Source organism: Clostridium sp. CTA-5 (assembly GCF_054768135.1).
Map to the genome: position 1 here is coordinate 325459 of NZ_BAAAAT010000001.1, position 13338 is coordinate 338796.

Annotated in this window: 14 protein-coding genes; 11 read left to right on the forward strand and 3 right to left on the reverse strand. The window is 25.7% G+C overall.

Annotated features, from left to right (window positions below; genetic code table 11):
- Window positions 1–8 precede the first annotated feature (8 nt).
- From ACYUET_RS01395 to ACYUET_RS01410, 4 genes are all read left to right on the forward strand, one after another.
- A complete protein-coding gene (locus ACYUET_RS01395; protein WP_460277333.1) occupies window positions 9–1283 on the forward strand; it encodes a glycosyltransferase family protein in 1275 nt (424 codons plus the stop codon).
- Between the two features lie 5 nt (window positions 1284–1288).
- Window positions 1289–2470, forward strand: coding sequence for a glycosyltransferase (locus tag ACYUET_RS01400; RefSeq protein WP_460277335.1), 1182 nt, complete (start codon window positions 1289–1291; stop codon window positions 2468–2470).
- Complete coding sequence (locus ACYUET_RS01405; RefSeq protein ID WP_460277337.1) at window positions 2442–3677, forward strand: O-antigen ligase family protein; 1236 nt, start codon at window positions 2442–2444, stop codon at window positions 3675–3677. Before ACYUET_RS01400 ends, ACYUET_RS01405 begins: the two co-directional genes overlap by 29 nt.
- Window positions 3678–3768: 91 nt before the next feature.
- Window positions 3769–4422 (forward strand): cyclodeaminase/cyclohydrolase family protein, encoded by a 654-nt coding sequence (locus tag ACYUET_RS01410; RefSeq protein WP_460277339.1) that lies wholly within the window; start codon window positions 3769–3771, stop codon window positions 4420–4422.
- Window positions 4423–4685: 263 nt separating this feature from the next.
- Here ACYUET_RS01410 and pdaA read toward each other — a convergent pair whose 3' ends face one another.
- Window positions 4686–5573: a delta-lactam-biosynthetic de-N-acetylase gene (pdaA, locus tag ACYUET_RS01415; protein ID WP_460277340.1), complete on the reverse strand. Its 888-nt coding sequence runs from the start codon at window positions 5571–5573 to the stop codon at window positions 4686–4688.
- A gap of 221 nt (window positions 5574–5794) precedes the next feature.
- On the opposite strand from pdaA, the gene ychF reads away from it, so the two are divergent.
- The 3 genes from ychF (at window position 5795) to ACYUET_RS01430 (ending at window position 9624) form a co-directional block, all read left to right on the forward strand.
- Window positions 5795–6892: a redox-regulated ATPase YchF gene (gene ychF, locus ACYUET_RS01420; RefSeq protein ID WP_460277341.1), complete on the forward strand. Its 1098-nt coding sequence runs from the start codon at window positions 5795–5797 to the stop codon at window positions 6890–6892.
- Between the two features lie 224 nt (window positions 6893–7116).
- Window positions 7117–7929: a TerC/Alx family metal homeostasis membrane protein gene (locus ACYUET_RS01425; RefSeq protein ID WP_460277343.1), complete on the forward strand. Its 813-nt coding sequence runs from the start codon at window positions 7117–7119 to the stop codon at window positions 7927–7929.
- Between the two features lie 357 nt (window positions 7930–8286).
- Window positions 8287–9624, forward strand: coding sequence for an FAD-dependent oxidoreductase (locus ACYUET_RS01430; RefSeq protein ID WP_460277344.1), 1338 nt, complete (start codon window positions 8287–8289; stop codon window positions 9622–9624).
- Window positions 9625–9699: 75 nt separating this feature from the next.
- Here the strand turns inward: ACYUET_RS01430 and ACYUET_RS01435 are convergent, their stop codons facing one another.
- Window positions 9700–9999: an AzlD domain-containing protein gene (locus ACYUET_RS01435; protein ID WP_460277346.1), complete on the reverse strand. Its 300-nt coding sequence runs from the start codon at window positions 9997–9999 to the stop codon at window positions 9700–9702.
- Window positions 9999–10733 (reverse strand): AzlC family ABC transporter permease, encoded by a 735-nt coding sequence (locus ACYUET_RS01440; protein WP_460277348.1) that lies wholly within the window; start codon window positions 10731–10733, stop codon window positions 9999–10001. Before ACYUET_RS01440 ends, ACYUET_RS01435 begins: the two co-directional genes overlap by 1 nt.
- Before the next feature lie 173 nt (window positions 10734–10906).
- On the opposite strand from ACYUET_RS01440, the gene ACYUET_RS01445 reads away from it, so the two are divergent.
- The 4 genes from ACYUET_RS01445 to ACYUET_RS01460 all read left to right on the forward strand — a co-directional run bounded on the left by ACYUET_RS01445 (window position 10907) and on the right by ACYUET_RS01460 (window position 13290).
- Window positions 10907–11188: a hypothetical protein gene (locus ACYUET_RS01445; protein WP_460277350.1), complete on the forward strand. Its 282-nt coding sequence runs from the start codon at window positions 10907–10909 to the stop codon at window positions 11186–11188.
- Between the two features lie 179 nt (window positions 11189–11367).
- Window positions 11368–11796, forward strand: coding sequence for a division/cell wall cluster transcriptional repressor MraZ (mraZ, locus tag ACYUET_RS01450; protein ID WP_460277352.1), 429 nt, complete (start codon window positions 11368–11370; stop codon window positions 11794–11796).
- Between the two features lie 12 nt (window positions 11797–11808).
- Window positions 11809–12741: a 16S rRNA (cytosine(1402)-N(4))-methyltransferase RsmH gene (gene rsmH, locus ACYUET_RS01455; RefSeq protein ID WP_460277354.1), complete on the forward strand. Its 933-nt coding sequence runs from the start codon at window positions 11809–11811 to the stop codon at window positions 12739–12741.
- Window positions 12742–12777: 36 nt separating this feature from the next.
- Complete coding sequence (locus tag ACYUET_RS01460; protein ID WP_460277356.1) at window positions 12778–13290, forward strand: FtsB/FtsL family cell division protein; 513 nt, start codon at window positions 12778–12780, stop codon at window positions 13288–13290.
- The last annotated feature ends 48 nt before the right edge of the window (window positions 13291–13338 follow it).

Genomic DNA, 13338 nt, shown 5'->3' on the forward strand with positions numbered 1-13338 from the left:
GAGGACAAATGAAAATACTATTTATTGCATGCTATTCTCCATTAATAAATAATTCGGCTGCTATTGAAACTTTACAGTATTTAAATAAGCTAAGTGAGATTAATGGGAATGAAGTACATCTACTAACAGTTAATTTTCCTAAAAATTCAATATATTATGATGAATATTTATTTTCTATGATGGACACAAAAATTAAATGCCATTTAATAGATGGAGGACCTGTTTTTAAAAAACTGATGCCAAGAAAATCTTCTGAAGATTTAAAAATAAATGTAGGAAAAAAGAAGAAGATTTTAAGAAAGATAAAAAATTCTTTAGTAATTCCTGACATGTATTATGGATGGGCTAAGAAAGCATCAATCTATGGCATAAATCTTATGAAAAATGAAAAGTTTGATGTGATATTTTCTATGCATGAACCACCATCTTCTCATTTATGTGCCTATTATATAAAGAAAAAATTTAAAGATATACCGTGGATTACATATTGGAGTGACCCGTGGCTTAAAGATTCAACAAGACAAAAATCATTTATAGTAAAAAAGATTATTGAAAGCAAAATGGAAAGAGATGTAGTTAATTTAGCAGACAAATTTATTTTTGTTACAGAAGAGAACAGAAAAGACTACATAAAAGAATATAGTTTTTTAACACAAAAACAAACTTATGTATTAAACAGAGGGTTTGATAAAGAACTTTATGAAAGATTATCATTAGAAGAAACACCAAATCTTATAAATAATAATAAATTAAATATTGTTTATGCAGGTGAAATATTTTCAAAATTAAGAAACATAAATCCATTTATAGAGGCTTTAGAAGAATTAAAAAATGAGAATGAAGAGTATTATAATATGCTTAATGTTTTATTCTTTGGTAATATTGATGATGTTGAAGGCAAAAAAAGATTAGAAAAATTAGATATAGCAAAAGTTTCATCAAGAATACCTTTTAATGAAGCATTAAAATATATGCTAAATTCTGAAATTTTACTTTTATTTGGTAATAAAAACTCTAAGCAAATACCAGCAAAAATATATGACTATTTTGGAACCAATGGGAAAATATTTATAATATATGGTGATGAAAATGATCCAATTAAAGATGTAGTAGAAAATCATGAAAAGTGTATTACTAGCATAAATTCATCAAGAAATATTAAAAATAACATCTGTAAATTAATAGATTCTTATAAAGCTGGAAAGATAAAAGCTGCTCCAGATTATAGATATGAGTGGAATAGTATAGTTAATAAATTAAACAATATATTAGAAGAGAAGTGATAATTGTGCATATTATGGTAATACCATCGTGGTATTCATCTCCTCGAAATAAAGTTCATGGGAGTTTTTTTAAAGAACAATTTAAAGCATTATCAAATAGTGGAGAAAAAATCACTGTTGCTTATAATGAAATTTGGCCAATTACTTTAATAGGAAAAACTCATGAAAAGAGAAAAATAAGCTTTAATATAGAAGATGGACTTAGAACATATAGATATAAAGATTTTAACTATTTTCCTAAAAATCCTCTTATGTTTAAAAGTTTTAATAAAAGAATGGATAAGTTATATAAAGAAATTGTTAAAAAAGAAGGTAAGGTTGATATAATACATGCTCATTCTGCAATGTGGGGAGCTATAGCAGCATCATACATAAGTGAAAAATATAATATACCATTAGTGATAACTGAACATTCATCTTTAAAGTATGCAAAATATTTAAAAGAAAGTTATAAAAAACATATTTATAAGGCTTATAAAAAGGCAGCATGTTTAATAGCAGTAGGAAATGCTTTAAAAAATGAGCTTAACGAGTATATAGATAGGGACATAAAAGTAATTCATAATATGGTTGATTTATCTTTATTTAATATAAATGATAATAAGATTGATGATAAAGTTAATGAAGGTAAAGCAGAATTTAAGTTTTTTTCTTGTGCATTTCTTGAAGGTGGGAAAGGAATGGAACTTTTAATTAAAGCTTTTAAAGAAGCGTTTAAAGGTCAAAATGTTACTTTAAAGATAGGTGGAGATGGTTCACTTAAACCACTTTTGGAAAAAATGATAATAGATTTAAATATGGAAAGTCAAATAAGTCTTTTAGGAGCATTATCGAGAGATGAAGTGGCAAATGAAATGAAGAATTGTGATGCTTTTGTGCTTCCTTCAGAACATGAAACCTTTGGTGTAGTATATATTGAAGCACTAGCATGTGGTAAGCCAGTTATAGGTGCTAAAAATGGTGGGGCTGAAGATATTATAAAAGAAGATAATGGTTTGATTATTGAAAAAAATAATAAGGAAGAATTAGTTTTTGCATTAAAATATATAAAGAAAAATTATAATAATTATAATAAAGAAGATATAAGGAAAAATGCTGTTTTTAATTATTCAGAAGAAGTATTAGTTAAGAATCTTAAAGGAGTGTATAAAAAAATAAATGAGGGAAGTACTAGAGAAGATATATGAAGTTATAGATAATAGATTATACTTTAGATTATTATATTTGTTTGTAAGCATAAGTTTTGTTACTATTCTTTCATGCATACCAGGAATAAAGATATTAAATACTTTAGCATTAGCTTGGGGAATATTATTAATATTATTTATGATATTTAATGATTATAAGACAAGAAAAATTTATAAATTTGATATACCTTTAGCAGGATTTATCATTATTACATTTATATTTAATTTAATTGTTTATAGAAATATAGAAAATATAAAAATATGGATATTTAACATTATATTATTAATGTCAATATACACAATAAATGTATTTAGAAGTAAAAAGATTAATATTAGAGAATTGGACGTTATAACATATTTTTATACAATAATTATGTTTCCATTATCATTAGGGTCATTGTATATGATTTTTTTAAAAAAAACAATAGAGATTAAAGGAATCGCATTTGGATATATTGATGGTCATACAAATGGACTATTTGTGAATGAAAATGCATTATCAATTGCAGCAGCTTTAGCAGTTGTAATGAGTATATATTTAAATTCAAAAACTAAAAATAAAAAAGTAAATTTACTATTAATTATTAACATAGTGTTACAAATAATTGCTATGATTGAGGGAAGAGGAAGAAGTTCCGCTTTAGTTATAATTGCTGTAGTATATTTATATTTACTTACTTATTATAAAAATAAATACTTTAGGACTATGCTTTTAATTGTTCCTGTAATATTAGGATGTATATGTTTTACTTTTGATGAAAATAAGCTTCATAGCTTTACAAGTGGAAGAAATATATTGTGGAAATCGGCTAGTCTTGTAATAAAAGAGCATCCTTTAACTGGAGTTGGAAATAATGATTTAATAGAAGCTGTTAGAAATGCAAGAGAAGTTGAATATTTACCTGGAATTGAAGGTGGTGGACTTCATAATATTTATGTCCAAATTGCAACTACTAATGGATTAATAGCATTAGGATTTATAGTTATTTTTTTAATAAGTATTATAACTTTTATGATAAAGAAATTGGATAAACTAAAAAGAAAAGAAAAATTTCAAATGACAACAATGACTTCTATGATTGTTGGAATAGCAGCGGTAAATGTATTTGAAAGTAATTTAGTATATATAGTTAGCTTTATATCAATTATATTTTGGATATATTTAGGTTATTTAATATCTATATTAGATAATAAAAATATAAGTTAAGAATATCACTATGTTTTAAGTAAATGTTTATACTATAATATAAATACTATTTTAAAATGTAGATACAAAATTATACTAGGGGGCAAAAATAATGGAATTTTATAAAGAAACAATTAAAGAATTTGTAGAAAGTGTATCAAGTGAAGCACCATCACCAGGTGGTGGAAGTGTGGCTGGTTTAATAGGAGCATTAGCAGGGGCTTTGAATTCTATGGTATATTCTCTAACTATTGGTAAAAAGAGCTATGAAGCATTAGATGAAGATATCAAGATTAGGATAAAAGAATTTCAAGAAAAATCTATAAAGTTTACTAATAGTGCTTTAGCAATGATGGAAGACGATAGAAAAGAATTTTTAAAATTAATGGATTCATATAAATTACCTAAAGCAACTGATGAAGAAAAGAAAATAAGAATTTTAACAATAAAAGAAAGTACAAAGAAAGCTATGATACCACCGTTAAACTTAGCAAGAGAATGTATGGACTTTTATGAAAACTTAAATATAATGAGTGAGTATGGAAACAAAATGCTTCTTTCAGATTTAGGAATGTCAGCTATATTGCTTCATTGCGCTATAGAAAGTTCTATAATGAATGTAAAAGTTAATTTGAATTCTTTAAGAGAAGACAAAGAATTCTTTAATGAAATAAAAGAAGAATTAGATACTATATTTAACAACTCTTTAATGAAAAAAGATGCAATAAATAAGAGAGTAAATTCTTATATTTTTCCTGAAGATTAATATTATTATGTAGTATTAATTTATAAATATTTAAAGAAGTACAATAATGTTAAAATTAAAGTTGTCAAAACTTTTCTTTTATCAATTGTTTGTTTTTTATTAGCATATATAATAGCGACTGGGAATAAAAGCTATTTTTTAGCTGCTATGTATATTTTTTTAGCAATATTATATTTTATGATAAGTATACATAAAAATAAATAATATTAAAGGAAGCCTTAATTGGCTTCCTTTAATATTTAGTATGTTAATTATTATAGAAATTAATCTGTTGGAAGATCATCTAAAGATTTAAATTCATATCCTTCAGATTGAAGATCTTTTATAACAGTTCCTAATATTTTAGTATTTGTATCAGAAACTGCATGAAGAAGCATAATACATCCAGGATGAGCACCATTCATTATTTTTTTAATTCCATAATTTTCAGTTGGTTGATTTTTAACTAACCAATCTTTATAAGCAAAACTCCAAAATATAGACTTATACCCTAAACCTTTAGTCATTTCTAATGATTCCTTTGAATATTTTCCCATAGGTGGTCTGAAATATTTTGGCATATCTTTTCCTGTAACTTCTTTATAAGCTTCCTCTACTTCGGTAAATTCTTTTTCGAATTTTTCTTTATCATGAATTTGTGCCATTGATGGGTGATGAGAACTATGATTACATACTAGATGTCCTTCATCTACCATTCTCTTGATTAATTCAGGTTCAGTCTTAATGTAAGGTTTAACAACAAAAAATGCAGCAGGTACATTAACTTCTTTTAATATATCTAGAATTTTACCAGTGTTACCATTTTCGTATCCTTCATCAAATGTTAGATAGATTACTTTTTCAGAGGTATCTCCTAAAAAATAAGCATCATTTTCTTTAAGAAAACTTAAAGATTCTTTTGGGCCTTCTGCAATTTGATCTTTCCCACGTCCAACAAAGTACCAGTTAAGTTCACCTTTTTCTGAAAATAAAGAAAAAATGTCTCTTATTTTTGGATCTTCAAATTCTTGAAATACCTCAAATTCCTGAAACTCTTCAACTTTATCTTTTTTTAACTTTTTACTATTTGCATTAGCTTTAAGAGGAATAGAATTTATTGCCAATGTAAATACCATAAAAGCTAAAATAATTTTTTTGTAACAGATTTTCATTTAACCACCTTCAATCTAAAATTATATCTACATAAGTTAGTATTTGTAATTTATTAAAGATTAACCATGGTAATTTATATATTTTTAATGTTATATATTAACTTTAAATTAAAAGAAGTAATCCTCCAAATGCTTTATTTTGTATGGTTTAGTTGAAATAAACAAGTTTCTAGAGTATAATTTTTAAAGGTGTAGTAAATGTAAGAAAGGACTGTACATAAATGAAGTTAGGAATTGTAGGTTTACCGAATGTAGGTAAAAGCACATTATTTAATGCAATAACAAAAGCTGGAGCAGAGTCAGCAAATTATCCATTCTGCACGATTGAACCAAATGTAGGTGTTGTTAGTGTTCCAGATAAGAGATTAGATGTTCTAGAAAAGATGTATAATACAAAGAAAAAAGTATATACAGCAATAGAATTTTATGACATAGCAGGATTAGTTAAAGGCGCTTCAAAAGGAGAAGGTTTAGGAAATAAATTTTTATCTCATATAAGAGAAGTTTCATCAATTGTTCATGTTGTTAGATGTTTTGATGATGGAAATGTTGTTCACGTAGAAGGTTCTGTTGATCCAATAAGAGATATAGAAACTATAAACTTAGAATTAATATTTTCAGATTTAGAAGTTTTAGAAAGAAGAATGGAAAAATCAGTAAAACTAGCTAGATCAGGTGATAAAACTGCCAAAGTAGAATATGCATTAATGGAAAGAATTAAAGCACATTTAGAAAAAAATCTTCCGGTTAGAACATTAGAAGTAGATGAAGATGAAGCGGTATTTGTAAAAAGTTTATTTTTAATCACTTCAAAGCCTGTATTGTATGCATGTAATGTATCAGAAGATGATATTATGAGTGGTGATCCACGTAATGAATATGTTAAAAAAGTTGAAGAATATGCAAAACAAGAAAATTCAGGTGTTATGATTGTTTCTGCAAAAATTGAAGAAGAATTATCAGGATTAGATGATGAAGAAAAAAGTGAAATGCTTGCAGAATATGGATTGAAAGAATCAGGATTGGATTTATTAATTGAAGCTTCATATAAATTATTAGGTCTTATGAGCTTTTTAACAGCAGGAGTTCAAGAAGTAAGAGCTTGGACAATTAAACAAGGAACAAAAGCTCCAGCAGCTGCAGGTAAAATACACTCTGATATTGAAAGAGGATTTATTAGAGCAGAAGTTGTTGGATATGATGATTTAGTTGAATGTGGATCAGAGGCAGCAGCTAAAGAAAAAGGTAAATTTAGACTTGAAGGAAAAGATTATATAATGAAAGATGGAGATGTAGTTAACTTTAGATTTAACGTATAATAAATCTTTATAATATAGTTTAACTTTGATAAAAAAATTATATAATTATTTATATTAAATCACGCAGAGTGATATGCTCCCTTTATAGTAGACAGTTAAAATAATAAAACTGCAACTATAGAGGGAGCATTTTATTACTTAAAAATAAGTTTTATTATGTAAGGATAAAATTAAAATATTATTAATATAAATACCTTAAGAGTTTTATTAAGGAGTTTATAATTATGAAAACAAAAAGTTCATTACGTAATTTAACATTTTGGATAATTTTATCAGTACTATTTAATATTTTTATTTTTTATACTAGGGGTGATAAAGCAGCGATTGAATATTTTGGTGGTTATATAATAGAGATGTCTTTAAGTCTGGATAATTTATTTTTGTTTTTAATGATATTTTCGAGTTTTGGAATATATCCACAGTATCAAGAACGAGTATTATTATATGGAGTTCTTGGAGCTATGATATTAAGATTAATTTTTATCTTATTAGGAGTAACTATAGTAAGTAAGTTCCATTGGGTACTTTATGTGTTTGGAGTAGTGTTATTATTCAGTGGGTTTAAGATGATATTTTGTAGAAATGGGAGTGTAGAATTTCATGAAAATTTTGCTGTTAAAATACTAAAAAAGATTATGCCAGTTACTAATACTATTCATGGAGAACATTTTTTTGTTAAGAAAAATAAAGTTCTTTATGCTACTCCATTATTTGTGGTTTTGTTAATAATAGAATTTTCAGATGTTATTTTTGCATTAGATTCTATACCAGCAATTTTTTCTATTACAACAGATACATTTATAGTTTATACATCAAACATATTTGCAATACTTGGTTTAAGAAGTATGTATTATATTTTAGCTCAAATGAATAATATGTTTAAATTTATGAAGTATGGTGTAGGATTTATATTAATGTTTACAGGTATAAAGCTTGTAATTATATATTTTGGTATAGAAATATCTGCTTTAATTTCTGTGTTAATTATAATGATTATTTTACTTAGTAGTATATTATTATCATTATTGTTTGAATAAATTTTATATTTAAGCATTTTAAGTAATTTTCTTAGAAATATATAAGTTCCAATAAAGTTTGTTCGTTAATATAAAACTTACAATATTTATGAATGTTATGAGTTACCAGTGTAGTGAGGAACTTATATAGAAAATTTATGATATATATGCTTCTAAATAGCTATTATTAATTTAAAGATATAATTTTTTATAAAAATTATATAAAGGTTATAAATGTACTAACTTAATTAGAGCTTATATATAATATAGTTTATTTTTAATAAAAACAATTTACTTATCATATAAAAAAGTGTATTATATATTAAAAGATAATAATTATTAATTAATATATAATATTTATAAAGGAGTGTTGTTAATATGAAGGTTATTGTAATAGGATGTACTCATGCTGGTACTGCTGCTATAGTTAATTTAAAGGAACTTTATCCGGAAAGTGAAATTATTGTTTATGAAAAAAATGATAATATTTCTTTTCTCTCTTGTGGTATTGCGTTAAGTATTGGTGGAGTTGTTACTGAAACTGAAAAACTATTTTATAATTCTCCAGAAAATTTAAAATCTATTGGAATAAAAACCAATATGAGACATGAAGTATTAGATATAGATTTTTATAAAAAGAATGTTAAAGTTAAAAATTTAGAAACAAACGATATTTTTGAAGATAATTATGATAAATTAGTTCTTACTTTAGGTTCATGGCCAATAGTTCCTAAGTTTGAAGGTGGAGACTTAGAAAATATAGTGTTATGTAAGAATTATAATCATGCCAAAGCTATACAGCAAAAGTGTGTTGATGCAAAAAATATAGTAATAATAGGTGCAGGATATATAGGAGTTGAACTTGCAGAAGCATTTCAAATGAAAGGTAAGAAAGTAACACTTATAGATGCTGAAAATAGAATTATGGCTAAATATTTAGATAAGGAATTTACAGATATAGCTGAAACAGAATTTAAAAATTATAATGTTAATTTAGTTTTAGGAGAAAAAGTGAAATGTTTTAAAGGGGAAGAGGGAAAAGTATCACAAGTTATAACTGATAAAAATGAATATAAAGGTGATTTAGTTATATTATGCATAGGATTTGCACCCAATACTAAATTGGTAAAAGGAAAATTAGATACATTGCCAAATGGTGCTATAATAATTGATGAATATATGAAAACAAGTAAGGAAGATGTTTTTGCAGCAGGAGATTGCTGTGTGGTAAGATATAATCCGTCAGGAGACACTCGCTACATACCATTAGCGACTAATGCTGTAAGGATGGGAACTTTAGTTGCTAAAAATATAATTAAACCAATTCTTAAATATATGGGTACACAAGGTACTTCAGGAATAAAAATATATGATAAGTGTATAGCATCAACAGGTTTAACAGAAGAAGTAGCTAAAAGTACTACGTCTTTAAATATAGAGTCAGTAGTAATAAGTGATAATTATAGACCTGAATTCATGCCAACATTTGAAGAAGCTCTATTAAAACTTGTATTTGATAAAGATACAAGAAGAGTACTTGGAGGTCAGATAATTTCTAAGATAGATTTAACACAGCTTATGAATACACTTTCAGTAGTAATTCAAAATAACATGACTATAGAAGAACTTGCAATGACTGATTTCTTTTTTCAACCACATTTTAATAAACCTTGGAGTTTATTAAATATAGCTGCTTTAGCAGGAATAAAAAAATAAAATTATGTTTTATAATATTAATACTATTTTAAAAGAAAAGAAGGTAAGGCAAAATTTTGCTTTATCTTCTTTTAACTATATAAATATATTTAATCCGTAAATTACTAATACAGATGAAACAGCAACAATAAGTAGATTCTTTTCAAAATATGCTAAACTTATTGCCACTAATGTGCCTAGTGTTGAATAAAAAATGTTTTCTGTACTATAAAAAATACTTGGAAATGTCATAGCCCCCAAAACTGCATATGGCATATAGCTTAATAGAGACTTTAAAAATATAGATTTGATTTTTTTATTAAATATAGTTAATGGAATTACTCTAGGGATATAAGTAATTACAGCCATTATTATTAAACACATAATTATATACATTATAAATCCTCCTTTATAGGAAAAAAGTAAGCTCCTATCGCTGATGCTATTAAAGATGCAACAATAACAACAAAGCCAGAAGAAATTTTGTTTAAGCCAGGTAAATATTTAAATAAACAACTAAAAACAATAGCTATTGATACAACTAAAAATACAGGTTTAGATTTTTTTACTTGAGGTATGATTAAAGCAATAAACATAGCATATAAAGCTATACCTAAAGAATCTTGTAATGAATATGGAAGAATTTTAGTTGTTACAGCACCTATAAATGTTCCTAATCCCCAACCTAAATAAGGAAGTGTAATTAATCCTAACATAAATTCAGAACTTAATTCTCCTTCTTCAAGAGATGCTAATGTAAAAGTCTCATCTGTTACTCCAAATGAAATTATAAGACGTTTAAATAATGGTATTTTATCATACATTTTTTGAGAAAGAGATAATGACATAAGCATATATCTTATATTAATAATAAATATAGTTAAAGCTAGTTCTAAATATGAAGCTGTATTAAACATCAAATTAATACCAGCAAATTGTCCGGCAGACGTTAAATTAGTCATTGATATTAATAAGGCAATAAAAGGACTAAGCCCACCTCTAACAGCCATCATTCCAAAAGTAATTGAAACAGAGAGATATCCTAAAGCTATGGGAATCCCTTTCTTTAATCCATACTTGTATTGGTCTAAATTACCAAGTTTTTTATTTTCATTAATATTTTGTTCCAAAATTAATCCCCCCAAAAATTATAAGGCACATTTAAAAAAATTATAACAAATAAGAAGAAAAAAATATAGAAAATATAGGAAAAATATATTAGGGATTGTTTTTATATATTTAAAGTATTTTTTTTAAAAATAAAAATAATATATATTAAGGCAATATAATTGGAGGGAAAACAGTGGATTTAGTATTAGTATTTTTAGTTACAGCAATAGTACTTTGGAAGAGTATATATACGATTAGTTTAATTTTAAAATTTTCTAAGGAAAAAAACAAAAAGGAAAAGTGGATTAATATAATATTATTTAATGGATATATAATATATTTTTATTTTTTATTTAAGGCTGCAACAAATTCTATCGTATCTCCACTTGAAGGTCCTGTTTGGTTAATTGTAATTTTTATAATTCTTGCATTTTGTAATCTTTTATATGATTTTAAAAATGGTAGGTCAGGATAATAAATTGTAGATTTATTAAATATATTTATAAAAAATCTTAATTAAATTAAAAAATGTATATGGTATAGGAGGAAAAACTATATTTTTATAGAATAATTATAGTAAAGTGGTTTAAAGTGGTTCAAAGTGGTTGAAATAGAGTTTAAATTACTGTAAATTATTAAGGTAGGAGTAAAACGATGTTTATTGGAGAATATCAACATTCACTGGATTCAAAAAATAGAATGATTGTTCCATCGAAATTAAGAGAAGACCTTGGAGATAAGTTTGTTATAACTAAGGGGTTAGATGGATGTCTTTATATTTATCCAATAGATGAATGGAAAGTACTAGAAAATAAACTAAAAACCTTACCTTTAACTAACAAAGATGCTAGATCATTTGTAAGATTCTTTTTTTCAGGAGCTTGTGTAATTGAATTAGACAAGCAAAGTAGGGGATTGATTCCTCAGAATTTAAAGGAATATGCAAAAATAGAAAAGGACATAGTAAGTATAGGAGTATTATCAAGAGTCGAGATATGGAGTAAGGAAAATTGGATTAATTATAATGAATCAGATATTGATTTTGATTTAATTGCAGAAAAAATGAATGATTTAGGAATATAAGGAGTTTTTATTATGGAATTTAAACATGTTTCAGTTTTATTAAACGAGTGCATAGATGCATTAGATATAAAGGAAGATGGGATTTATGTAGATTGCACATTAGGAGGAGCAGGACATTCATCACATATATTAAAGAATTTATCAAAAGAAGGTCTATTAATAGGTATAGATCAAGATAAAGACGCTTTAAAAGCAGCAAAAGAAAGATTAAAGGATTTTGAAAATGTAACTTATGTTCATAGTAATTTTTATAACATAGATAGCATTCTAGAAAATTTAGAAATTCCTAAAGTAGATGGAATATTAATGGATTTAGGAGTATCTTCTTATCAACTAGATCAAGGAGAACGTGGATTTAGTTATATGAAAGATGCTCCATTAGATATGAGAATGAATAGAGATAATGATTTTTCAGCTTATGAAATAGTAAATAAATATAGTGAGGAAAAGCTTTATAAAATAATAAAAGACTATGGAGAAGAAAGGTTTGCTAAAAGAATTGCAAATTTCATAGTTAACAGAAGAATAGAAAAGCCAATAGAAACAACACTGGAACTAGTTGACATAATTAAAGCAGCTATTCCAGCTAAGGCTAGAAGAGAAGGGCCACATCCAGCAAAGAGAACTTTTCAGGCTATAAGAATAGAAGTAAATTCAGAACTTCAGATATTAAATAAAACAATTGAAGATGGAGTAAATAGATTGAATTCAGGTGGAAGAATGGCAATTATAACATTCCATTCATTAGAAGATAGAATAGTAAAACTTAAATTTAGGGAACTTCAAGATCCATGTACTTGTCCGAAAGAATTTCCTATTTGTGTTTGTGGTAAAAAATCTAGTGTAAAATTAATATCTAGAAAAGGGATAGAACCTAGTAAAGAAGAAGTAGAAGAAAATCCAAGAAGTAGAAGTGCAAAGTTAAGAATAATTGAAAAACTATAAAAATAATTTTTGTTATGTTATAAATTAAGTGGGGATGTGAATAATTTGGTAGAAAGAGAATATGATTATATTAAAGGTAGTACAGCAGTAAAACCATCTAGAAAAAGTATAGTAACTACACCGAGAAGAAGTAAATATAATTTACGTAAAGTTAAAAAGAATGCAAATAAAAAACTAAAAAATCAAAGCATAGAAACAAGAAAAAATGTACTTATGACATCAGTTATGATATTCTGCTTAGGAGTTATGGTTATTACTGGAGATGCAAAAGTTTATAATATCCAACAAAAAGTAACTGAAGTAGATAGTCAAATTAAAATTGCTCAGGAAACCAATGAAGCATTAAAAGTTAAACTTTTAAAGTTCTCATCTTTACAGAATATTAAAAATATTTCAGAAAGTCATTTAGCAATGGTAGTACCTAATAAAAGTGATATAGTTAAAATTGATTTTTCTGAAAATTATTTTGCAAATTTAGAGAATACCAATGATGAGGAAAATAAAACAAAGAAAGGTTTATTTTCTAAATTGAAGGATGCCTTTAAATAGTGCATCCCTACTTGCTTTTATCTAAAAGAAATTAGATGGAGGAATTAA

Excerpts from the sequence above, each read along its gene's own strand:
- ACYUET_RS01435 (WP_460277346.1), bottom strand. The coding sequence starts at position 9,999 with ATGTATATAATTATGTGTTTAATAATAATGGCTGTAATTACTTATATC.
- ACYUET_RS01425 (WP_460277343.1), top strand. The coding sequence starts at position 7,117 with ATGAAAACAAAAAGTTCATTACGTAATTTAACATTTTGGATAATTTTA.
- pdaA (WP_460277340.1), bottom strand. The coding sequence starts at position 5,573 with ATGAAAATCTGTTACAAAAAAATTATTTTAGCTTTTATGGTATTTACA.
- ACYUET_RS01395 (WP_460277333.1), top strand. The coding sequence starts at position 9 with ATGAAAATACTATTTATTGCATGCTATTCTCCATTAATAAATAATTCG.
- ACYUET_RS01405 (WP_460277337.1), top strand. The coding sequence starts at position 2,442 with ATGAGGGAAGTACTAGAGAAGATATATGAAGTTATAGATAATAGATTA.
- ychF (WP_460277341.1), top strand. The coding sequence starts at position 5,795 with ATGAAGTTAGGAATTGTAGGTTTACCGAATGTAGGTAAAAGCACATTA.
- ACYUET_RS01430 (WP_460277344.1), top strand. The coding sequence starts at position 8,287 with ATGAAGGTTATTGTAATAGGATGTACTCATGCTGGTACTGCTGCTATA.
- rsmH (WP_460277354.1), top strand. The coding sequence starts at position 11,809 with ATGGAATTTAAACATGTTTCAGTTTTATTAAACGAGTGCATAGATGCA.
- mraZ (WP_460277352.1), top strand. The coding sequence starts at position 11,368 with ATGTTTATTGGAGAATATCAACATTCACTGGATTCAAAAAATAGAATG.
- ACYUET_RS01410 (WP_460277339.1), top strand. The coding sequence starts at position 3,769 with ATGGAATTTTATAAAGAAACAATTAAAGAATTTGTAGAAAGTGTATCA.